Raw genomic sequence first — 24104 nt, forward strand, 5'->3', positions numbered from 1 at the left:
TCCCTCCCCTCATTCGATTTCCCTCCCCATCATGATTGCGATATCAGCCTGGCGACGTAAATTTTTGTTTCATGGTTTGACCGTTCTCGGAGCAACTGCGATAGCCTCCAATGTTTCGAGTGTTTGGTCTGCAGGCGGGGCCGGCACATTGGACGCAGCGGACTCCGCTGACATCGAGGTCCTGGATGTTCGCGTGATAAGCTGGAAGGCACCTCTTTACCATGGTTGGCCAACTTTGGCGCGTCGGTCCGACGGGGAATTGCTGCTCGCCTTTTCTGGTGGTCGGGAGGCTCATGTTTGTCCCTTTGGTCGTTTGGAGATGATGCGGTCCAAGGACAATGGAAAGACTTGGGGGTGGCCGCAAGTGTTATACGATGGTCCTATTGATGACCGAGACGCAGGAGTCTTGGTCACTCCGCAAGGTTCCATACTGGTAACCACCTTTACTTCACTCGCGTATGAGCCTCTATTGAAGCGAGCAGAGGCAGCGAAACCGGGCGAGCCAGGAGCGTTTGAGACCGAGGATCTGCTGAGGGAGTGGAGAGCAGCCCATCATCGGCTCGATTCTCAGCAAAGGCAGCGAGAATTAGGCTGCTATATGCTACGGTCAACTGATGGAGGAGCGACTTGGTCGGGGCGATACCGGGTTCCCTGCAATAGTCCGCATGGCCCCACAGCCCTAAGTGATGGTCGTTTGCTGTATGCCGGCAAGGCTTTGTGGGGGGACGAAAGAGTTGGTGTTTGGCAATCAAGCGACGATGGATTGACTTGGAATTGGCTGGCTCCGATTCCAGCTCGAGCTTCTGACAACACTCGAGATTACCATGAGTTGCATGCAGTGGAGGTTTCGCCTGGTCAGATCATTTGCCATATACGCAATCACAATCAGCCCAACAGCAATGAGACGTTGCAGTCGGAATCTTCGGACGGCGGCAGGACGTGGAGCGAGCCTCGTTCGATCGGTGTTTGGGGGTTGCCGTCTCATTTGCTGAAGCTAAGGGACGGACGGTTGCTCATGACCTATGGTCATCGACGAGCACCTCTAGGGATCCAAATCCGAACGAGCGGCGACCAGGGTACGAGCTGGTCTGATGCCATAGTCGTGACCGGTGATGGAACGTCCGGTGATCTCGGTTATCCATCAACAGTAGAGACTGACGATGGAACCATGATCACGGTGTGGTACGAGCGATTGGCAGAGTCGCCTCTTGCCCAATTGCGACAAGCGACTTGGGAGTGGAAATAGCTCGTGCGCTAACGTTTCTAATACGCCCCTGTGTTAAATGAGGGTGCCAGTCTGACAGGAAGTCCCGAATTCAAGTCGGACGGATCATTTGTGATTCCACTCGGGAATAACGGCGACCGTCCGACTTGGATTTCTTCCATTGGGACGATGTTGTCCGAGTCGTTACTTTGCGTGAAGAAACCAAGGGTCTCGGAAGTGATAGGGCCTGGATCGATCCAGATGTTGTCTTCGTCCACTTGAATCGTACCGAGATCTTGGTCTAGCGTTCGCCTTTGCGCTTCGTAGAAGACCCAGACACCCAGAAATGTGTTCTGTGCGTTCAATAGATCTCGCAGTGCGTCCACACTGTCCCGAGCTGCGGTCGGCGAGGCAACGCTGAGTGATTCGCGAATCTGTCTCAAGTCCTCGTTGATGGTAATCTGTTGAGCGGCGATTCGGACCGCATATCGTTGCAGTTCAAAATTGAAAACGTTGAATCTAACGTTTCGAAGCTCCGCTCTGAGTGCTTGGTAGACAGCATCCTCATAGCGATAGTAGTTTCGTTTCGCTTGTTGGTACTCGATCAAAACTTGTCGATATTGGTTGCGTTCTTGCATTCTGGTTAGAGGCGAGTCCCATTGAAGACCGGCACGCAAACGACCTGTTTTGCCCCGAAGAGAGATGGGATTGTTCGTGGCATTTTGGATGTCACCACTAAAAATAACATCGAGTGAGCTCTCGAGACTGTCTGCTACAACCTCGATCGAACGCCAGGAGTCGACCAGAGCGGCACGGTTGTTCATCCAATCGAGTCGCAACTGGCTTGCAAGTTGAATGGCTTCTTCAGGCCGGATGTCGACCTCGGGAAGCTGTACGGTCTCGATGCGAGCTCGAGCTTGGAGAACCTGAAGGGCCAAAACATCTTCGGCCATCTCAGCTAACAAAGTTTGAGCTGGCAGGATCGCTTGGTCTCGCAGTTGTTCAAATTGCATACGTTCATCGGAGATCCGCCCCAGTTCAAGGATAGTGCGAACATCTGATTGAATTTTTGCAATCTTTTCCTGCGTCTCGGCGAAGCGTTTCTCCAAGGCATCAACATCGGCGCTAAGAATTTCGGGCAAACCAATCAGCTCGCTATCATCGAGGAGTGCGACGTCGAGCGAAGAGGTCGGCAGCAAGGAGCAGATAAGGTCCTTTTCCGTCTCATAGATCTCACGAAGGCGGGCAAGTGAACGTTGTCGTCCTGGAACGGATTCTCGAAGCTTCGCGATATCAGAGCGTACTTCCGAAATGTCGCGGCTTGAGACTCGATCACGTAGGTTTTGCAATCTTTGCAAGTAAGCTTCGATGCGTCGCGTCTCCGTCATAGTCGCATCGCTCCACGCGAGGGTCCGGTATTTGCCGCCGGTAGCTTGATCGTCACGAATTTGACTTTGTTCCAAAATGCGTGAGTTGCTGACACCAATCCCTTCTCGCACGTCAGAAATATTGTTCCGTCTATCTAGCAACTCCTGCGTAATCAGATTGAACTGGTCCATGATGGGGTCACGAATTTCCACGCAGACATAAGGAGGCAGCCCCAGGGTGCCTTTAAAGTTATCAAGAGTTTGCTCGTAATTAGAGCGAGCTTGCAACAGTGTGGCTTGTGAGGAGATAAGGGCCTGGCGGGCTTGTGCAACTTGCAGTTGCTGGGTTGGAATGTCGACTTGAGAGTCGGGAATGGTCAGCATCCGTTCTCGCAATGCATCCTCGAATCTAGCAAGGTTATCGCGGAGTCGTGCGACATTCTCTTCGGCGTTTCGAATTTGAAGTTGAGCTTGAATCAGCCCCAGAAAGCCGCCCACGTTCGGAACAGCTCCTCCGCCGCCAAAGCCAAAACCGCCGCCACCTCCACCGATTTGACCCACGGTACCGAAACCGCCGCCGAGACCGGTAAAGCCTTGCAAACCGGCACCACCAAAGAGACCACCTCGCCGAGAGATCCCCTGTTCGTTTTGCCGACCGATCGTGACGTTTAGGAAAAAGCCTGTGCGATAACGCTCAAAGGCTCGAACGTTGTAGAGAAGAACGCGCTCGGCCAGGGTGAGCCGTTCCATGATTAGGTCACGTCCACCACCGCGTAGAAGCGGCAGGAACAAGTTAAAGTCGATGATGGTCGACGCGTTTTGGGAGCTGCTGCCAGCCAAGTCCCAGGTCAGCGAGTTCGCGATACCAACGATTAGCTCGGCACCGGTCGTAAATTGCCTTCGAAGCGCGACGCCTCTCGGACCCCGCGAGAAAGCTCCGGTGGCCAGGGTGGAGCGACTTTCGCCCCCGCCTCCTCGTCGCAATTGTCCATCAGCGGTATATGAGGTGCTGAAACCAGCAAAGAGTTGATTCCCGAGGAAGAACCGTTCGGTGCTAACGTCGAGTGCCGAGAGATAAAGCGTTTCTACTTGGTTCTGGAATGGGACGCTGTGGAGTATTGCGGTTCTCACTGCGGCATTCGCATCTAGGACCAGCACCCCTCGTTCATCGAGTGGCAGGTATTGCCACCACATGGGGTTCTCGGCCGTGTTGGTTTTCCCGTTCACATCCCAAAGAGGATAGTGCTTACGACCGTTGAGCACCTTCATATACTCGTGTGCGGTCGGATCATCCTCTGGCATCGGAGGGCGATCGGGGTTAAACGGATCGAACATTCGGGATTGCTGTGGAACCTGAACATCTCGAACGGTGGGAGTTCCCGCATCCGCCAATTTTTCTGCGACTAGGCTCCTTACTTCTTGGTCGGCCCGGTTGCGATAGTGGGCTCGGTTGCAGCCGGACGAGTAGAGTGTTCCGAAAACGATTGAGGAAGCGATAGTCGCTTTCAATGCGTATTGAAACCCGTTTCTCAGATTGTGCTTTGGAAGCATCCGTTCACCGTGACTGTACAGAGGAAGGCGATGGTCTAACCTTTACCTCCTTTCGGCAATTTCGGCATTTGCGCTTGATACCGAGAACTCCCATAGATCACGATTTGCGGGTTTTACCGGATCTCCCTAGTCGACCTGGCTTATTGTTGAAGATAGGCAGACTGAGGTGACTTTGACGCCTAACTGTAGAGCTGAATCGCTTTAACGATCGCATCTAGGTCGTTTGGAACAGCGACAGCCCGATTGGCGAACGATGCTCGGGAGACACCGCGAGCGCCTAAAACTTGGTTGAATTTTTCCTGATCGGTCGTGTGATAGGCAACTGTGGCGGTCGGATCTTTGAGTTGGTGACCCGTCAAGACGCAGACGACGCGGTCATCCATACCGATGACTCCTTGTTGCCTAAGTAGTTTTGCTCCTGCGACACTTGCGGCACTCGCTGGCTCGCACCCGATCCCCCCTGCACCTACCTGGGCTTTGGCGTCGAGGATTTCTTGGTCGGAGACCTGACGAACGACACCGTCGCAGAAATCGAGTGCACGCAGACACTTCTTTAGGTTTACCGGGCGATTGATTTCGATCGCGCTGGCAATGGTGTCCGCTTTGTTGTGAGCTTGATCGAGTTCATCGTAGTAGTAGCAAGCGATTTCCATTCGCGGGCGGCCACCATTCCATTTGAGATTGCGTTGATTAAACAGGACATCGAGAGTGTTCGCACCTGTTGCGTTGATCACGGCGAGCCGAGGCACCCGGTCGATCAGTCCGAGTTGCTTGAGCTCGATAAAGGCTTTTCCGAACGAGCTGCTGTTGCCGAGGTTGCCTCCCGGCACAACGATCCAGTCGGGCACCTCCCACCGCAAAGCTTCTAGAACGCGAAACATTATCGTTTTTTGTCCTTCGAGCCGGAATGGATTAATGCTATTAACGAGGTAGATACCAAGCTCTTTGGAGACATCTTTGACCCTCGCCATAGCGTCATCAAAGTCACCCGCGATCTGTACTGTAAGGGCACCGTATTCGAGTGCCTGCGAAAGCTTGCCGTATGAGATTTTTCCGGAGCCGATAAAGATAACGGCTTTCATTAGTTGCGTTACCGCACAATACATGGCGAGAGAAGCGCTTGTGTTTCCGGTGGATGCACAGGCGGCCCGTTTCGCACCGATCATATGGGCGTGTGTGAATGCTGCGCACATACCGTTGTCTTTGAACGAGCCTGAGGGGTTCATTCCTTCGTATTGTAGGTATAGTTGGCCTGGTCGAATTCCGACGTAGCGAGCAACCGAGTTCGCTTGCTGCAAAAGTGTTTGCCCTTCGCCGACCGTGATGACTTTGTTTTCCGGAGCGAAAGGAAGCATTTCGTGGAATCGCCAAACACCGCTGAATCTGAGGGGCTGATACCTTTTGGTCCATGTCGATTCAAAATCGGAAAGTTTGCTAGGAACCTCGATGCGATCCCAATTGTACTTTACGTCCAGTAGATCCCGGCATTTTGGGCAGCTGGTCAGCACCTCGCCTACTCCGAACGTTGCACCGCAATCGACGTTCATGCATTTTTGGAAAGCCAATTCCGAGGTAATCGGCTGCGAGGTCACGAGCGTCTGATGGGATAGAGACATGGCGGAAGTCGGTGGAGTTGGAGATGGAAAAGCAATCGATTGGCAACGTTAAGCCTCAAATCCCCGAGTTTCGTGCCAATTTCGCTCCGGTTAGTGTAGCTTTGGAAACGGTGCGATTCGATAGGAATTGCCCAACTGTCTTATTTTTGCAGCCCGATCCATGATTTTGAAGACTCCTCATAATAGGAATGCCCTTGGAGCGGGGGGTATTAGCGAAATTACTTGAACAGAAGGCCAGGGGATGCGTTTGAGTGTGAGGGGGCGGTACATTCGGCACAGTCGTTTCAGAGATATCGAGCGGAAATTCCTGGTCGGTGCAGGCGAGGCGGGAGTGGAGTCATGCTGGCAAGACATTTGGGAAAAATAGTCTGGATCGGCGGGAGAATGTTTGACGGTGGATAGCAGAGGATTTAGGATGCTTGAGATGAGGTTATGTCTCGGGAAGCGTTTTTCCTAGTGCAAATCTCTTCCAACGTAGGTTCTCTTCTGGTTTTGGAGTTAGGTATGGCTCGTGATCGCAATGTGACTGTTTGGCAAGCTTATGTCATCGTCATGTCGATTGTAAGCGTCCTGAGTTTAGGATGGCTATTCTTCATCCTTTTCACATCGGGCACGAATCAAAGAACGGCGGAAACGGCGCTCAGGGATAAGCGTAGCGCTGAGGAGAATCTTCGCGCTGCCAGCAACAAGAATCAGTTGCTCATGAGCATGCTTGGTGTTGGTAATCCCATCAGCGATGCGGAGTTCGAGCAACTACGAAGCCAGGTGACCGGGGATGCGGATATTGATGCGGCGGCTAAGGCATACACCGATCACATGGTGTTATTTGGTCCTGGGGCGACGGAAAAGAGCTATTTGAAGCTGGTGGACAACATAATGCAGCAGCTTCGTCGTCGCAACGAGGCGTTGATCAAAATCCAGAATGACAGCGATACCGATAGGAAGAATTTTAGCGAAACCATCAAGCGAGAGACGGACTTGCGTCTCGCTGCTCAGAAAGAGAAAGAGGAGGTAACGCTAAAGGCGCAGGCTGATTTGGAAGGGTATACCGACAAGATTACAAAGCAGGTAAAGCTCTACGAAGAACTTCAGGCTGAAAAAGTTGCTCAGCAGCAGAAGTCGGACGCTCGGCTTGCCGAACTCAAGCAGCAGAAAGAGGCTGTGGAGAGAGATCGAGATGCCTTCAAGGTGAGTCTTGCGAATGTGAATCGCAAGCTTACAGAGGTTCGTGAAGAAGGGTTTGAGAGGGTCCAGGGAGAGGTCAGGGATGTCATTGATGGCAACGTTTGGATCAATAAAGGCTTTGCGGATCGACTGACAACGGGGGTTACGTTTGTTGTGGCAGATGCCGACACGAATCAAGTATCCAACGTGAAGCCAAAGGCGAAGATTGAGGTAGTCGAGATCATCAGCGATCACGTAGCACGAGCTAGAATCATTGAGGATCGTGCTTACAAGCCAATTTTGCGAGGGGATAAGATTTATTCCTTCTTCTGGCAGCCAGGCATGATTACGGAGTATGCGTTGGTGGGCAAAATGGATATGAATGGGGATGGGCGTGACGACCGCCAACGGCTCAAAAGCTTGATTGAGCGGAACAATGCGAAAGTTGTGTTTGACCTGCCGGATGGAGAGGCCATGGGGCGCAGACGGCTGCCTGACAGCGTACGTTTCTTGGTCGTCGGTGGTGATGTAACCGTAAGAAGCGGGTCGGATGGAGAGGTCGCGGATGCGGCTTCACAGCAAGCGTTAAGAGATCGTCAGCAGATCGAAACCAAAGCAAGGGAGATGGGGATACAAATTGTCCCGCTGAGCCGACTTGTTGCTCAGATGTTAGCGGAGGAGAGTTCTCGGTCGCTGGGAGATAATTTCCGTCCAAGTGTCACAGAGTATTCCAAGCCGTCCACAAACCAGTACCACACAGGTAAGGTTTCTGAGCTGTATCAGACCCCGAGCGGCAAGTTAAATCCGAGCATGAACAAGTAGTCTCGGAGTTGATCGCGAGGCTGACGCTCCAGCAACAGCAAAAAAATAATTTTTTGCTAGTATTTTAATTGATCTTCCCTCAAATCCGGTATATAACGAAGAGTCTATGCGAAGTTTAGTAGCCCAGAAAACTAGGAAAGCAACAATGAGATTACAAGTTCTGAAGAGAGTACTGTTCGCGGCAGCTTTAGGTTGTGGATTATCCACCCTGTCGGGTAGTTCGGTCGCTCAGGAGGGGATTCCACCAGCAAAAGTGGTGAGTATTGCCGACTCCTATCTTAATAACCTCTTCGTTCATCAGTGGGTCAAATTAGACTCGACAGGCATGCTATCTGGCAGCACCGTTGGACTTGAGCCCGGGTCGAAGGTATCGATTGGCGGAATGCCCGTCTTTTTGATTTCCAATGACGTCATTGTTCACCAGACCAAAACCGACTTAAATGGTGGCTTTAGGTTTGCTGGGGTCCGTCCTGGCATATACGCATTGGTCGCTAGGGATGGAGAGTCTATTGGAGCGTTCTCCTTGCACGTGCTCCCAGGCTCGGCAGATCATTTGCCTTCCAGTGTTGAGGTCAGAGTGATTAGACCGGCAGCGGATGCGACTAGGATTATTCGTCAGCAAATTGTTCCTGGAGTTGCATCCAGCTACCCTGTCGGTGTTGATAGTGATCCGCTCGGCAAAAGCCGGGTTTTCAGTTCCAGCCCAATAGTTGTCGCGAAGGGTGGAAAGCTCTTAGGCAAGCTTTCGTCACCTGGCAGGGGCGGGGATTTGTCTGATGTTACAGTACACTTGCTTCGGGATGGAAGAGAGTTTCGGAGAGTTCAGGTTTCACCCACTGGAGAGTTCTCAATTGGTGATCTTCAGTCAGGTGTCTACGGATTAATTGCCGCTGGTGATACAGGTTTTGCTGCTGTAGCGGTTGAGTTGTACGTACCTGAGCAAGAGGTACCCAATGGCGAAAAGCTCATTGCGTTGCAAGAATCGGATGGCATTTCTGTTGAGTTGGCACCGTCGTCATCTGCAATCGTTTCCGAGAACAACCCGATCGAAGATGAGGTTGTCTTTGTTGATCGTCCAGCTGGAGGAATGTTCGGTGGCGGTCCTATGGGCTTCGGCGGCGGTGGTGGCGGAGGCGGTGGTGGTTTCGGCGGAGGAGGATGGGCAGGCCTCGCAGGAATCGGTGGCTTGATTGCTGCGGTTGCGATCATTGCTTCTGATGACGACCCCCAAGCTGTTAGCCCAATTGTTCAACAGTAGAACAACAGAATTACTTGGAAAAAGCAGGGCAGGTCGTCGACCTGCCTTTTTTTATTTACGGGGCGAATTTGAACGGCAAGCTGGTTCACACCTTTTGCGAGGATGGCGTAAAGCTGGACGGCTTTCTTGCGGCCGAGAGCAGCCGACGCGTGTGGCTGCTTTTTCACGGAGTCAACAGTTCATTTTACAGCTCGAGTCTGTTGCGTGAGATAGCTGCTTTTCTTTTAGACTTGGGCTTCGGAGTGCTTCTCGCAAACAATCGCGGTCACGACCTTTGCAGCATAAGTTACGGGCAAACACTTCCGCAGCGCATTGGAAGTCAATTCGAGTCCATCGAATCTTGTGTGCTGGACTTCCAAGCCTGGGAGCAATTTCTGATAACGAATAGCCTGGAGCCGATTGGTCTTGCGGCCCACAGTTTAGGTGCGGTGAAAGGTGCTTATTGGTTGAGCCAAGCTGGCCTTACTACCAAGCTAAAGCAGTTCCTAGCCATTTCACCTCCCAGGCTGAACACGTCACTAATCGCTGACAACTCCAAGCGAGGAGCGGTGTTCTGTGAGCAGCTTGAAAAAGCCAGAGAGATGTGCCAATCAGGAGATGGCGAAAAGGTTATCAAGGTCCGCTATCCGCTCCCCACCTGGGTCTCAGCAGCGACATTTGTTGACAAGTATGGAAGCGGCGACAAGTACGACTATCTCACCCGGATCGCAGCCATCGATCAGAAAACCATTTGGGCATTTGGCGAGACCGAGGTTTCTCATGGCATGAACAACTTCAGGAATGCTGACCTAGCAATTCGCGATGTCATTGAATCAGCCTCAACCTACCAACATTCCGTAACCGTTATTGAGGGCGGGGATCACTCGTATACAAATAAGCGACCTCAACTCTTGCATTCCGTTCGGGATTGGCTTTCTCATGATCTGTGAGGCGTGGTGCCTAGGGTGGAGCCATGCAACTGTCGGAGGTTGATTTCTGAGCGATTCACCAATTGGACAAGAGTTCCAAAGTGACAAAGCGACATGAAAGTGCCTTTGATGATAGTAAAAAGTTCAGATCGTCCCGAACATGAAGGTGTAGAAGCAAAGAAAGACCTGGAAAAGCAGGCAAGTCTGCTTCGATGGCTGCTGGGGGGCTTCCCAAACAACGTTACAATATGGGGTGTACTGCGGTGATGCAGTAATGGTTTTTACCCTTGATCCCAAGCTCCCATAACCGAAATGTCTGTTGCAACACCTTCGTGGTTGGCGAACCCACAACAAATCGCTGAGGCTAAATCTGCTCTAGATAAACACACCTACGAGACGGTTCAGTGGCACTTTCACGAATCGACAGGCTCTCCATTTTGGTTGGCGAAGAAAGGGGAGCTCAAATTTGACCCCCTTACGGAGGTAAAGGGTTTCGAAGATCTCAAGAAGTTTCCGGAGTTCGAGGACGAGTGGTTGAGAGGTGGGCCTGTGAATCGATGGGTTCCCAAGGGGCTGGCCGGTAAGCCGACTTACGTTTTCGAAACTGGGGGAACGACAGGCATTCCGAAGAGCCGCGTCGTAATCGATGACTTCCGAATCGATTACGAAAACTTTAGCGATACTCTTCCCGATGAGTATTTCCCCAAAGGCGCGAACTGGTTGATGCTCGGCCCTTCAGGTCCGCGAAGGCTGCGGCTCGCGGTTGAGCACCTTTGCCAGCACAGAGGCGGCATCAGTTTCTGCATCGACCTCGACCCTCGCTGGGTCATCAAGTTGATCAAAAAAGGATGGATGGAGCACTTGGAAGAGTACAAGAAGCACTGCATCGATCAGGCGATCACTGTCCTCACGGCAGGGCACGACATTAAGTGCATGTTCACCACTCCAAAGCTGTTAGAAGCACTCGCGGCGGGCTTGGCTGACCGAGGGACTTCGATCCAGGAAATCGGCATCACCGGCATCTTTTCTGGCGGGACAGAGTTCACTCCTCAATGGACTCGTTTCTGTGTCGAAGAGCTCCTAGGCGGCCCGGCTGAGGAGAGCGGGGTTTACATGACGCCTACCTATGGGAACACGCTCATGGGATTGGCCTGCTCGCGCAAAATTACTGCCGACGATGATTACACGATTGCTTATTACGCACCACAGCCACGAGCGGTCGTAGAAGTGGTCGATTTTAATGATTACAACCAGCCTGTCGGGTATGGAGAGACTGGTAGAGTTAAACTCTACACGATGACAAAGGAATTCTTCGTTCCCGGATTCATGGAGCGGGACGAAGGAGAGCGAGAACTCCCCTATGATAAGTATCCATGGGATGGGGTGAGTGGTGTGCGACCGTATCATGGTTTTGCATCGACCACTACGGTGGGCGTGTACTAGCAGATAGCGAAGACTAGCGAACTACAATTACGAGGGAATCGAGGAGCAGTTAAGTGTTAACAATCAATCCTATCCGATGGGGCAAGCAGTATAAGTCTCTTGAGTTTCAAGAGGTTTACCATTTTGAGACGGGAAAGCCGATAGCAAAGATCGGGCAAGTCAACGGTGGTATGGTGCAGATGGACATGCGGAAAGCCGATACCGCAAGGAAGGCTTTGCGGTCCCTGTCCACCGCAGACTTGATCGAGAAATGCAAAAAAGCAGCTCACTTATTCGAGCATGAGTCTCTTCCTATTGGAGACGGCCTTCAAAGTGTCGATGATTTCATTCATCAGCAGTCGGCTAGCACTGGGTTGCCGGAACACATGTGCCAGAAGAACATGCAAAAGAATTGTTTTGTTCTTGCTAATATCGATAAGATCCTGGACGCCCTCACTAGAGGTCTCGACCTGGAGATCTTTGCTCGAGGGTACGGCGAAGAGGGACGCAATGTCACCGTGAGTTACCAATGCCAATCTCCTGTGCTTGGCGCGGTGCTTCCTAACAACTCCCCTGGTGTGCACACTCTTTGGCTGCCCGCTGTTCCATTGCAGGTCGGATTGGTGCTAAAGCCTGGTTCGCAAGAGCCATGGACTCCCTATCGGATGATCAGCGCGTTTGTCGAAGCAGGCATTCCGGCGGAAGCGTTTGGCTTGTACCCAGGAGGTCATGATGTGGGGACGACTTTGTTGAGCAAGTGCGAAAAGTCGATGATATTCGGCAGCGCTCAGACGGTTCAGCAATATTCGGGAAATCCGAGAGTTCAACCGCACGGTCCTGGGTTCTCAAAGCTTGTCTTCGGAGAGGATTTAGTCGATTCCTGGGAAGATTATTTGGACATCATGGTTGAGTCCGTTTTGATCAACTCGGGCCGAGGCTGCATCAATTGTTCTGGTATTTGGGCGCCACGTCATACTAAGCAAATCGCAGAAGCCTTGGCAGCCAAGCTTGGGCCGGTCGACGTGACTTCCCCCCAAGATCCCAATGCTGCTCTCGCCGCCTTTACCAACGTTCAGATGGCAAAGGGAACTTGGGCGATGGTTCAGCAGGACCTCGCCGAATCTGGCGTGACTGACATGACAGCTAGTTATGGAGAGCGGATGCTAGAAAAGGAGCGATGTGCGTACCTTCGCCCTGTGGTCGCGCACGCGGCAAGCGCACAAAAAGGGGTGGCGATGAAGGAGTATATGTTCCCATTCGTATCCGTGGTCGAGTGCAGTCAGAAGGAGATGATCAAGTCGATGGGGCAAACGCTGATTTGCACCGCCATCACTGATGACGCGAACTGGATTGATGATCTGACTAACTGCACGCACATTGACCGGTTAAACATTGGTCCCATTCCAACGACTAAGCTCAATTGGTTGCAGCCGCATGAAGGGAATTTGATCGATTTTCTATTCCGCTCGCGAGCTTATCAGATCGCACCGACCAGAGTTGCAGCGTCAGTCTAGAGTTCTGCAACAGTAACTCCGCGATGGATCATGGTTCATCGCGGAGATCTGTAACTGAGCCAATGCCTTACCAAGCCAAGCCGTTCAATGCTACAATCTGAAACAGCTCTCATCGAGCTACACTTTCAAAACATAACTTGGTAAGCAACTATGGACGACCTCAAACAGCAACTTGAGCACCTTCATTCTGAACTCCAGAACACCGAAAACCTCGACCCAGCGACTGTGGAGGCTTTGAAAGTTCTCGCAAGCGACATCAGCATGCATCTCGAGCGAGCCGAACAGGCTCCACCCGATGCAGACGGGAGCATTTCGTCCCGCCTGAAGACTATGGTAGAAGATTTCGAAATGCAGCACCCCAGACTGACAACGATCGTCTCTCAGCTAGCCGAGCGACTCGCCGACATGGGGATCTAGTGTGACATACTTGCACAGGCGACGCAGGAGGTCGCCCATGGAAGCGCTTCTAAGCGAGCCACAGGGATGGCCTTTTGGCAATGGGAGCAAGTGCCGTAAGTCCCCTCGTCTATTCGCTTGATAGCCAAGCGGATCTCGCGAATCTCTTCGTCCGTGACGTCCCCGATGGCAACCAAAGCCTCATCGTTTTCCTTGCGAATCGCGTTCTCTTCCCAATCCTGATCCCCTGGATCCCTAAGCATTGTTTCAATGCCTCCAGATCTTCTCATGAGCATCTCGAGCTTGAGGGAAAGCTGGTCTCGTAGCGCGCTGAAATCGGACACTTCTGGTTCTCCTTGTAGGACGAAACGATATTCAATACGAGGAAAACACGGAACAATCCTCGACTGACCAGCAGAAGTGCAAAAACTATGCCGTAAAGGCATGGCTAATGTACGAGCTTGCCCATTATCGTGGTTTCCACGTGGGCATCTGGGCCTAGCGAAGTGTGAATTTTCACGCGTCTCTGAATCGCTTCCTCGAATTCCTTGTCCGATAGTTTGGCGCGAAGCGTCATGGGAATAATGTGCGTTGTCTTCTCCCCTTGAGGGAGCTCGAAACTGATTCGGTCATCATCGCATTCGATGTTCGTGACACTGACTGGGGTCTTGCTTCGCAGCAGCAGTTTCGTCTGAGCGATTTGCCCGTTCTTGATATTGCCGATCGCGACCAGTTTTGGTGTGATACTGATCGGAGGATTAACCCTGGCAGTGATAGGTATGCGGAAATTCGGTTCGTTCGGATCGTTTGTAACTACGGTAATTTCCTGTTGCAGGTCCCCTGCGGATGCATTCTCCTTTAATCGAAACCTCAACTTATAGTTGGTGGAGTTTCCCGTTCTGATCGCAGGATCGAGTCTAACCTCTACGCAGTCGAGATCCCCTCGAACGTCGGTTATGGCCCAATCTTTTCGGCCAGCGTAGGAAACGTTGATCTCCGCATTTTTTGTGGTGCCTACATCAACGTCACCGAAATTGACTTCTCCTGGATTCAGAAGGATGTCGGACCGAATCTTTCCCTTTACTAGCAATACAACTTCGGCGTAATAGGGTCGGTCGATTACCACCGTGATGGATGCAGTCTTCTCACCGATAAAGGATTTCGTGTTGAATTGTGCAATCACCTCTCCCTTTTCCCAAGACTTCAAGATCTTCTTGGGTACAACGGGGGTGGTGCAACCGCAACTGCTGCGCGCTGAGACGATGCGAACATCCTCTTCAAAGCAATTTTCGATAACGAAAGAAAATTCCGCCTTTGAATTCTTTCCAACAGTACCGAAATCGTGGTGTTTTTCCTTGAATAGCTTTTCTGCCCAATCTGCGCAGTTCGCCACAGATGAAGCGCCAAATACAACAGCTAAACATACGAAAAGCTTGATCATTGCTGAACACCGAATCATAGTTAACCACTCTCCAGTCTGAGAAACAGGACTGTCTGCCAAGCAGAAGACTGGGGGTTCATCGGCATTTTGGGGACGTTAAATTCGCTGCATTTGGTAAAAATTGCCGCATTAGATTTCCCAAACACCCTGGCTTACCAAAGTCGGAGTGAGGGTGAGACGCCGGGTTTGCCGCCTGGATCATGGTTTGTCTCGAGAAGGAATTTGCGTGGGCACGTTTGCCCACCATGTGCGGTATTGAATTACTTTTTTAGTATAAACTGATTGAAAATCGGTCTGTTCACCTTCCATAGTCTACCATGTTCCATTTCATGACTTATTATATGAGTGCCCTTAGTTTCCACTTCTGAGTAAAAGTCATGGCAAAACGAAAAATCAATAAGTCTCTCGTGATTCGAGAGTATGCAGCAGCAAATCCTGAAGCGGGGCCATCCGCAATTGTTAAAGGACTAGCTGAACAAGGTCTTAAGGTCTCTGTGGCGCTTGTTAGTCAAGCTCTTAAAAACGCATCGAACGAGCCGAAGAAACGTGGTCGACCTGCCAAGGGAACAGCGAAAGCCAAGCCAAGTGCTGCGTCCTCTAAGGCGGCTGCGGATTTTAGCTCTGTCGATCATTTGCTGCTCGCAGCAGAATTCAGTCACAAGATTGGCGGCGTCGACGCTGCGATCGATGCATTGAATGCAGTCAAGAAAATCGCTGCCAAGATGTCGTAGTCGCTGGCTCCAGAGGATTGGTTAGGAATTTTTTAATTGCTAGTGTGGCAACTGACCGGCGGAGCGGTCAGCGACAATGTCGCGGATCGCTCCGCCGATCCGATCGTTGGAACAGTTGTCTGGTTTCGCATATCGCAGTTAATTCTGGCACAAATTATTGGTGCACCAACCGCGAACGATTACTGAACTTTATAACGACGGACTCACAGTCCGTCGTTTTGCATTATGGATGGGACTTTTCATTGCGGACGAGTTACATCATTCCGCCGCCCATTCCCATGCCGCCGCCCATTCCCATGCCGCCGCCCATACCCATGCCGCCTTGCATCATAACCGGTGGCTGATTCAGTCCGGATGGCTTCAAGTTCTCTTTGGACTGGTTGGATATCTGCCGTAGGAACTCCGCGAGCTCTTTCTGTGTTTCGAACGGTGCCCGAACAACGAGCATCGAACCGAGCAGAGTCATTGTGCTCGTCCCATGATTCGTTTCCCACACGTCAGGTGTTACAGTTCGCTCTATGGCGGCTATCAAATCTAGACTGATGCTATTGTCTGGAAAGATGTAGCTTAAATCGTAATAGCCCGAGACTTCAGACGAACTATAACCCTTGGTCGTAACCACCAGGGCTCCATATTCAAAAGTGTAAGTGCAGTCCAGCGGCGTTAACGCTTGCCGAAGCACGTCTTTAACCTTAACGAAGCCTTTGCGGTTTATGGTTACCGGCTCGTCGGGACTGATGCCTTCCTGGTCAAGAGCCCTTTCATCGATAATAATATCAATCTCCATCATCTCACTTAGTTTTTCGAGGACCTGAGAAAGTGGTTGTTGATTGATTACGAATCCCTCAAGCCTTTCATTCAGCTTTTGCTCGATGCGTAGTTTCAACGCCTGGTCTTGATCATCTGCTTTTTGCACTAGCCAGCCTGGGACGGTATCGGAATCTTTGGTCCAAGCCACTACTTCAGGTTTCGCTACTGCGGGCTGCCCCGGTTCTGTCGCGTTATCACCAACATTCGCCACCGTAGCGACTTGCATCAATATCGAACCGTCATTTCCTGCGTCTATCTCAACCGCAGTCCCCTCGCTTGATGCGAGCTGCTCCACGGCAGGTGAGCCTCCATTGGTGACCTGTAACATCCCCAGCCCGACCAATGCAATGAGGCAGACGGAGCCGCTCCAGAATAGCCACGACGGGCTTGTGAAAGATTTCATTTGTAGTTCTCCTTGGACAAGATTTCGAAGAGTTTTATGTTGTTCAGAAACGAGAATAGAGGAGTGAAATTCAGGATCGACGCCAAGTTGAACGACCGAGTCGGTCCAGCCTGCAACCTCAGCAGCGTTTATCCCGCACGATTGCGATTGCATGGCGATCAAACAGGCTGTCAAGCTTACCCCTCGGTAGGCGAGCTTGGACCTTAAAGCTTGCTTGCCTCGCTTGATTCGGCCTTCGACAGCCGACACGCTCAAGCCCATACTGTCGGCGATCTCGGCAGCGGTTTTGCCGGCCATGTAGTGCTCGACGAGCGGTGCACGCAAAGAGTCGGGCAAGGCCTCGAGTTCTTCGTCGAGCACTGCCGTTTGTAGTCTTTTAGCAAGCGTCTCAAAGGGATCGGGGGCCGTATCGGTCGCGTGCGTTTCCACGTGTTGGTTTTCCTGACCTGCAAGCTTTCTAAAGTTCCGGGCCTCTTGGTCTCGGAGTCGTCGGCTGACCCGAAATGCGACACCGAAAAGGAAACTGGCTAACGAAGACTTCTTTCGAATCTTATGTGCGGATTGAAACAAGACGAGAAACGTGGCCTGAAAGGCTTCCTCACGTGAACATGCTTGACGGAGGTTTCTGGCTATGACGCTCGCTACGAGAGTTGCGTAGCGTTCCACGAGCTGCGCCATTGCATCCCGAGACTTCGAACGCTGAATCAGTTCGAGCAACTCCTCGTCGGGTACCTGAGCCCAGCAGCATTCCGCATTATCCAATGGCTCGTTGACCAAGGGTGTTTGCTCCAGCGGTGGTTCCATGTTGTTCAAATCGAGGTTGGGGTGACAAGGTTCTCGAATTGCGAGATCCCCTAATTCTGATGGGTTCATGGTAGGTAGTGCAGCGAAAACCCACATCCAGGCGCGAAAAGGTCAGAACTTTTCGAAAATCCGTTCAAGCGATCGATATCAGCCCATCGGTTTCCAGGCAATTAGACGTGACCGTTTTTTCTGTTTCTGGTACGCTCTTAAGCTGATTTTAGGCTCGATCGAACAATCCTTTCAAAACTATTTTCCGTCTCATGCTACATTCCGAATCGCTTCAATCTGATCCGCGAGTTGCCCAGGCCAAGGAGCTGCTACTGGCTGCGTTGCGGGAGCACTCCCAACAGATCACCGAGGTCAGAGGGCCGCGAGAAGAACTAAAGCAGCCCTATGCTGAAATGTTGGCTCGTTTGGCGGTTGCTCGCGGAGGGGCTCCTTACTTTCCTTACATTTCGAGTGGCATTGGAAACGGACCGTTTGTGGAGCTGGCTGACGGCAGTGTGAAGATGGACTTTATCGTAGGGATCGGCGTCCACGGGCTCGGGCACAGCCACCCTTCCATGCTAGAAGCCACCGTAGACGCGTCCCTAGACGATACGGTCATGCAAGGGAACTTGCAACAAAACAGTCCCAGCATCGAGATGTGCGAACGGCTCTTGAAGCTCGCGACGGCACAGGGCGCAAATTTGCACCACTGCTTGCTCTCTACGAGTGGTGCTATGGCCAACGAAAATTCTCTCAAGGTCGCGTTTCATAATCGAGCTCCTGCGACCAGGGTTATCTGTCTTGACAATTGCTTTGCCGGCAGGAGTATCGCACTCGCTCAACTCACCGACCGTTCTGCTTATAGAACGGGATTGCCCAAGGCGTTGGATGTGGATTACATTCCAATGTTTCATCCCTCTGATCCTGCTGGCACTACCAAGGGGGCCATCGATGCGTTGAAGAAACAGCTCGCTCGACGACCGGGGGAATACGCCTGTTTATGGCTCGAGTTGGTTGCGGGCGAGGGAGGTTACTACCCGGGCACTAAGGATTACTTTGAGAGCTTATGTTCGATTTGTCATGAAAACAACGTTCTTGTTATATTCGATGAGGTCCAAACCTTTTCTCGGCTCAGTCAGCCCTTTGCTTTCCAGCATTTCGGATTGGATAAGTACGCAGATATTGTGACCTTGGGCAAGATCACGCAAGTGTGTGCCACTCTTTATGGAGAAAAGCTCAAGCCAAAGGGCCCACTGCTCTCTCAAACGTTTACGGGAGCTTCCTCATCGATTCGCGCAGGCCTACGAGTGTTGGACGAACTCGTTTCCAAAAACTGTTTCGGCGCCGACGGATGGAACATGCAAAGGCATGCTTATTTCAGGACCAAGCTGGAGGCGCTAGCGAGAAAGTATCCGACCAAGATCAGCGGTCCTTGGGGGGAGGGGATGATGGTCGCCTTCACTCCAGGGGATGGCTCGGCCAAGACTGGTACCGAGGTGCTTCAGAAGCTCTACGACTTGGGGTTGATGGGCTTTTTAGCTGGCTCCAATCCCAACCGAATTCGATTCTTGCCTCCTCCAGGCATTACCACGGAACAGCATATCGATATGGCTTGTAAAATTATAGAACAGGCAATCAGCTAGCTCGCTCCTCGTTTCACCTCTAGATCGGACCTCAAGCCCGGAGTAACAGTGCTAAGATTCTTACATGCTGCCGATATTCATTTAGATAGTCCCTTGCGTGGATTGGAGCAATATCCTGGAGCTCCGGTCGATGAGATCCGGGTGGCAGCGCGTCGGGCCTTCGAGAATCTAGTTAGCATGGCCATCGCAGAGAAAGTCAACTTTTTGCTAATCGCTGGAGACGTCTACGACGGCGATTGGAAGGACTTTCAAACGGGGCTCTTTTTTATTCAGCAAGTTACGAGGCTAGCCCAAGAGTCGATCCGCGTCTATCTCATACGCGGCAATCACGATGCAGGTAATCGCATGACCAAGTCATTGCGTTTGCCATCCAACGTGCATGTTTTTTCTGAAACTCGGCCCGAGACAGTTCATCTGCCCGAGCTTGGGGTGGCGATTCATGGCCAGAGTTACCCGACCGTCTCGGTCACGAAAGATTTAGCATTTCACTACCCTGAAGCAGTACCCGGATGCTTTAACATTGGCTTATTGCATACGTCGCTCACCGGGCGTGAAGGACACGAAAACTATTCTCCTTGTTCCGTGGAAACGCTCATTACCAAGGGGTATGACTATTGGGCTTTGGGGCATATTCACCAACGGGAGATCGTCCATGAATCGCCCGTGATTGCCTTTTCCGGAAACATCCAAGGGCGTCACGTTAAGGAAACCGGTGCAAAGGGTTGTTTCTTAGTCGCAGTCGATTCTGCGCAGCCTTCTAAGCCTCAGTTTATTGCACTGGATGTTTTGCGATGGGAGCTAGCCAGTATCGACCTAACGGGTACGGCAACGGAAAATGAGGTGATGCAAAAAGTGTCCGAAGAGTTCCGGTCGCTGCTACAAAACTCAGACGATCGTTGTTTAGCTTTGCGACTTAGGCTTTTCGGGCGAACGGCACTGCATCGCGACTTTGCAGCCCGTGAAGACTCTTGGGTACAAGAGTTGCGAGCGCTCGCCATTCGTGAGAGTGGCTCACAGATTTGGATTGAGAAAATTAAGTTTGCCACCGAGGAACCGGTTCAGCAGTCGCTCGAAGAAGCGACTTACGATGAAGCGATTGGTGAACTCGAGTTGCTTGTTGGTACGATTCGCAATCAGCCTAGCATGTTGAACGAGCTTGGTTTTGATTTGACCGATTTACTAAAAAAGCTGCCGAGCGAGGTTCGTCTAGTCACTGACCTCGAAAGCGAGGATGCCATCGCGGACGTGTTGAACGAAGCGCGGGCGTATGTTCTTGGAAATCTCTTTTCGAAAGCATCCGATGCCGGAACAAGCCAAAGTCGGGAAGACTGACTGGCCTTTGACACGTGATAGGAGAGTCGATCCATGAGGTTTCAACAGATCCAGTTAATCGCATACGGACCTTTTCAAGATCGCAGCTTAACTTTCGAATCGTCCTCATCCAATTTGCACATCATCTATGGTCCAAACGAAGCGGGAAAGAGTTCCTCACTTAGGGCTATCACGGATTTTCTGTACGGTATCCCGTCGCGGACTACGGACGATTTCTTACATCCTTACAGCAAGCTCCGGATTGGAGCCTTGCTTCAACATTCCAGCGGCGAAACCCTGCACGCCATTCGGCGAAAGGCGAATCAAAACTCGCTACGATGCTCAAGCGATTCTGAGATCGTCGATGAGCAGAGACTTTCTCACTTCACAGGTGGCATGGCCAAGGATCTGTTCCTCTCGCTTTATGGTTTAAACCACGAACGGCTCCGCGCGGGAGGAGAGTCGATCGTGCGAGGGACGGGACATATCGGAGAACTCCTGTTCGCCTCTGCTGCTGGACTGTCCGACTTGAGACCCTTACAAGCAAAGCTAACCGCCGACACCAATGAATACATGACGTCATCAGGTCGTAGCGGCAAGATTGTTGATCGAATTAAGGCTTGGAAAGAATTACAGGCGGAGGCCAAGTCGTCGCTGCTTCATGTCGAGAGCTGGAATCAACTCGCTGAAAAGGTGCAGAAAGCGGAGAAAGAAAAATCCGAATATGAAGCACGGATTCAAGAGATTCATAAAGAACTAAATCGGTTGCGGAGAATCTCGTCCGCTCTTCCTCTAGCGGTAAAGTTCCAAGCGGCACAACGCGAGCTCGCAAATGTCTCTTCAGCCCCTGATCTGCCGGCGGACTTCCTGGACAAAGTTCGTCAGCTGCAGGCGGATTGGAGTCTCCAGCAACTAGCTTGCAAACAAACCGACGAACGGCTTTCCGAATTAGAAAACGAGATCCGAGGTCTCAGTATCTCGGAAGAAGTGATTGCGGCCAAAACGAAGATCTTTGGCATGAGAGAAAAGCTCGGCATTATCCAAAAGTCTAAACTGGATATTCCCAAGAGAGTTGCCGAGCGAGACACGGCTGACAACAAGTGCTTGGAAATACTCAAACGATTGGGGCACCCGGCGAAGCTTGAGGTTTTAGAGACGATTAACCTGCCCGATAGCGAACGTGTCCGGATAATGGAACTTAGTCGCGAACAATCATCGCTCGATGCGAAACGAACTGGAGCGATACGAGATCTCGAACGTATCCAATCGGAGTTGAGTCAGCTTGAACAGGCGATTTCGGTAGAAGAGGCTGATGTTGATATCAGTCCGCTCGAGGCCGCGATCGAGCTGGCCATGCGAGATGGAGACTTGAACCTCAAGCTCGAGGAGTTGGTTGCATCCACTAACCTTCTCGAGTCCGACGCTGACATACAGCGACGCCAGCTTTCGCCATGGACCGGTTCCTTGCACGAATTGGAACAGCTCTCATTACCGAGTGTAGCAACCATCGAGCAGTTTCAATCACGATTTCGAGACTCGGAACAGGAGAAGAAAGCGTTTCAAACTCACATTAGCGAACTACAAGCGTCGCTCGACGAAGATCTCATCGCGCTCGAGGAGTTAAATCGAGACCGCGAAATACTACCTTTCGAAGCGCTGCATGAAAGCCGTCAGCAGAGGCAGTCGCTTTGGATACAGATTGTAGAAAGGTGGCGATCCGGACCACTAATTGTTCCGGAGAACACTGCCCCATCGGATTCAGCAACAGATACGGATACCAATGCACTCAAGCGAACTTATGAAGACTCGGTACAACGATCCGATGAGGTCGCTGACGCCATGCGCGAGCATGCCGATGTGATTGCAAAACGGCAAGCGTTGCAGTTCGAGTTAGCTCGTAAACGAGTTCAAAGCGAGGCCCAAGCGGGACGACTCAAAGAGAGTCTTGCCGAATGGGAGGAGCTCAAGCGGGAATGGAATCGCGTTTGGGAACCGCTGGGGATCGAGGCAAGCAGTTGTCAAGAAATGCTGACTTGGCGACAGCAAGCTGAGAGTGTGAAAAACCTCGCCCGACAGGTGAGGCAAAAGGAGGTGGAAGCTCAGAGGCTGAAAATCCGCATTGACTCGTCGTTGGAGAGTTTACTGAGAGAGCTGATAGCAGTGGACCCAAAGCACTCCAAATCTCACGACTCGCTCGCGACAGCTCTCAAGTCGGCGAGACGCAAACTTTCTGAGTGGCAGCAAAAGCAGAATAAGCGGGCGTTACAACAAGAGGCTCGTGCAAGCTTGATCTCAGAGAGATCCGATGCTGAGCGAGCATTGAAGGAATGCGAGCAACTCTACAAGGAGTGGCAAGAGTCCTGGGGACATCAAATGCAATCTCTCAATCTTCCAGCGAGTGCGACTCCCACTCAAGCGGAAATCGTGATCTTGAACATTCAAGAGCTCCTCGCTGAGAGTGGCAGAGCCAGGGAGTTGAACGATCGAATCAAGAAGATGGAGATCGACATTGCTAACTTCCATGAGGAGCTGACAGGCTTGGTGGAGCGTTTAGCTCCCGACATCCTGGGCCGGACCGATGAGGAGATGGTGAGCCTGATCGACGCGTTGCGAGAGAAGAATGAATTCCATTTGAGTTTGTTTAACACCAAGCAGTCGGAGGCGAAGACGCGCCAGGAAGCTCGCCTTGAGCAAAAACGCCACCTCGATGACATCCACACGCGATTAAACCTATATTGTCAGCAATCCGGGTGCAGTGATACTTCGAAGTTGTTGGAGGTTGGGCAAATGTCATTCGACAAACGCCAGGCCAAGCAGAGAGTTCTCGAGTACCAAGAGCAGTTGTTGGATTTTTCTGGAGGTCAGGATATACACAACTTCTTGGTAGAACTCGAGTCGGAGAGGGAGCAGATTGATCAGCACCAGATCCGCATACAGAACCTGGAAAACGAACTAAAGGACTTGTCCGAGCGAAGGGATGTCATTTTAGGTGATATCCGAGAATGCAATTCGAAATTGACCAGTTGGGACGGAAGCTCGATAGCGGCAGAGAAGTTTGCTCAATGCGAAAGTATTACCGCGGAGTTAAGTGGCATGGCAAAGCGACTGGCAGTTTTAAGGATGAGTTCTGTCCTTTTGAATACCGCGATGGAGCAGCACCGCAAGAAGAATCAAACGCCCGTCTTGTCTCGAGCTAGCCAAGTTTTTAGTCGTTTGACGTGCGGGGCGTTTTCGGGATTGCAGACGGATCATGACGATCGTGGTCCCGTGTTACTTGCGATACGTTCCACAGGAGAGTCGGTTTCGCTGGCAGGCTTGAGCGAAGGAACTGCCGACCAGCTTTATTTGGCCTTGAGAATAGCCAGTCTTGAGGAATGGGTGAGTCGCCACGAGCCGATGCCATTCATTGTCGATGATATCCTAATCACATTCGATGACGATCGATGTCGAGCAGCTTTAGAGGTCCTAGCGGAGTTATCGAGTAAGACCCAAGTCCTATACTTCACTCACCATCAACATGTGCTGGAGCTAGCTGAGTCGGCCAACATTGTAACTCGGACCGAATGGAAATCGCTCTAGCTTGCTGAGCCCGATCTCGCTTCTCCCGATTTTAGATTGCAGAGATAAAACTCTATGATTACGAGAGTGTAGGTGCTCCCCCGACGACTTGCTCAATGCTCGTTTTTCCTGTTGACCCGGTCGGTCATCTGTGTTCGACTGATCGGTCACTAGTAGAGATTTACTAATTCCT

General features: G+C 51.6%; 17 protein-coding genes. 12 read left to right on the forward strand and 5 right to left on the reverse strand.

Translation table 11 applies throughout. The features are described 5' to 3' along the window. Positions 1-31: 31 nt before the first annotated feature. Positions 32-1246, forward strand: a complete 1215-nt coding sequence (locus SH449x_RS07705; protein WP_482380751.1) for a sialidase family protein — start codon at positions 32-34, stop codon at positions 1244-1246. A 17-nt stretch (positions 1247-1263) separates the two neighbouring features. Here the strand turns inward: SH449x_RS07705 and SH449x_RS07710 are convergent, their stop codons facing one another. Then, positions 1264-4122 carry a hypothetical protein gene (locus tag SH449x_RS07710; protein ID WP_482380752.1) on the reverse strand — a complete coding sequence of 953 codons (2859 nt, stop codon included), beginning with the start codon at positions 4120-4122 and terminating at the stop codon, positions 1264-1266. Between the two features lie 179 nt (positions 4123-4301). After that, on the reverse strand, positions 4302-5738 hold the full coding sequence (thrC, locus tag SH449x_RS07715; RefSeq protein ID WP_482380753.1) for a threonine synthase: 1437 nt from the start codon (positions 5736-5738) through the stop codon (positions 4302-4304). Between the two features lie 504 nt (positions 5739-6242). Here thrC and SH449x_RS07720 point away from each other — a divergent pair. From SH449x_RS07720 to SH449x_RS07745, 6 genes are all read left to right on the forward strand, one after another. Continuing rightward, positions 6243-7724, forward strand: coding sequence for a hypothetical protein (locus tag SH449x_RS07720; RefSeq protein ID WP_482380754.1), 1482 nt, complete (start codon positions 6243-6245; stop codon positions 7722-7724). A 145-nt stretch (positions 7725-7869) separates the two neighbouring features. After that, the gene (locus tag SH449x_RS07725; RefSeq protein WP_482380755.1) at positions 7870-8982 is read left to right on the forward strand and encodes a hypothetical protein; all 1113 of its coding nucleotides are present in this window, start codon (positions 7870-7872) and stop codon (positions 8980-8982) included. 68 nt (positions 8983-9050) lie between these two features. Beyond that, entirely contained in the window at positions 9051-9911 is an 861-nt protein-coding gene (locus tag SH449x_RS07730) for a hypothetical protein (RefSeq protein WP_482380756.1), read from the forward strand. Between the two features lie 291 nt (positions 9912-10202). Continuing rightward, complete coding sequence (locus tag SH449x_RS07735; RefSeq protein WP_482380757.1) at positions 10203-11333, forward strand: hypothetical protein; 1131 nt, start codon at positions 10203-10205, stop codon at positions 11331-11333. A gap of 53 nt (positions 11334-11386) precedes the next feature. Next, entirely contained in the window at positions 11387-12826 is a 1440-nt protein-coding gene (locus SH449x_RS07740; protein ID WP_482380758.1) for an aldehyde dehydrogenase family protein, read from the forward strand. Positions 12827-12976: 150 nt separating this feature from the next. Continuing rightward, complete coding sequence (locus SH449x_RS07745; protein ID WP_482380759.1) at positions 12977-13243, forward strand: DUF4404 family protein; 267 nt, start codon at positions 12977-12979, stop codon at positions 13241-13243. Here the strand turns inward: SH449x_RS07745 and SH449x_RS07750 are convergent. Beyond that, positions 13240-13566 (reverse strand): TraR/DksA family transcriptional regulator, encoded by a 327-nt coding sequence (locus tag SH449x_RS07750; protein ID WP_482380760.1) that lies wholly within the window; start codon positions 13564-13566, stop codon positions 13240-13242. The two genes, SH449x_RS07745 and SH449x_RS07750, sit on opposite strands and share 4 nt — an antisense overlap. 104 nt (positions 13567-13670) lie before the next feature. Then, entirely contained in the window at positions 13671-14681 is a 1011-nt protein-coding gene (locus tag SH449x_RS07755; RefSeq protein WP_482380761.1) for a DUF1573 domain-containing protein, read from the reverse strand. Between the two features lie 359 nt (positions 14682-15040). Between SH449x_RS07755 and SH449x_RS07760 the strand changes: the two genes are divergently transcribed. Further along, entirely contained in the window at positions 15041-15394 is a 354-nt protein-coding gene (locus SH449x_RS07760; RefSeq protein WP_482380762.1) for a hypothetical protein, read from the forward strand. Positions 15395-15430: 36 nt separating this feature from the next. Then, complete coding sequence (locus SH449x_RS07765; protein ID WP_482380763.1) at positions 15431-15580, forward strand: hypothetical protein; 150 nt, start codon at positions 15431-15433, stop codon at positions 15578-15580. Between the two features lie 67 nt (positions 15581-15647). Here SH449x_RS07765 and SH449x_RS07770 read toward each other — a convergent pair whose 3' ends face one another. Next, complete coding sequence (locus SH449x_RS07770; protein ID WP_482380764.1) at positions 15648-17480, reverse strand: RNA polymerase sigma factor; 1833 nt, start codon at positions 17478-17480, stop codon at positions 15648-15650. A gap of 191 nt (positions 17481-17671) precedes the next feature. Between SH449x_RS07770 and SH449x_RS07775 the strand changes: the two genes are divergently transcribed. Genes SH449x_RS07775 through SH449x_RS07785 form a run of 3 tightly spaced genes read left to right on the forward strand, consistent with a single transcriptional unit; the run spans position 17672 to position 23932 of the window. Continuing rightward, on the forward strand, positions 17672-19042 hold the full coding sequence (locus tag SH449x_RS07775; RefSeq protein WP_482380765.1) for an aminotransferase class III-fold pyridoxal phosphate-dependent enzyme: 1371 nt from the start codon (positions 17672-17674) through the stop codon (positions 19040-19042). Between the two features lie 48 nt (positions 19043-19090). After that, the gene (locus tag SH449x_RS07780) at positions 19091-20374 is read left to right on the forward strand and encodes a metallophosphoesterase family protein (protein WP_482380766.1); all 1284 of its coding nucleotides are present in this window, start codon (positions 19091-19093) and stop codon (positions 20372-20374) included. Positions 20375-20407: 33 nt separating this feature from the next. After that, complete coding sequence (locus SH449x_RS07785) at positions 20408-23932, forward strand: ATP-binding protein (RefSeq protein WP_482380767.1); 3525 nt, start codon at positions 20408-20410, stop codon at positions 23930-23932. The last annotated feature ends 172 nt before the right edge of the window (positions 23933-24104 follow it).

This window comes from Brakhagea baltica, assembly GCF_052161605.1.
Classification (GTDB): domain Bacteria; phylum Planctomycetota; class Planctomycetia; order Pirellulales; family Pirellulaceae; genus JBKCUI01.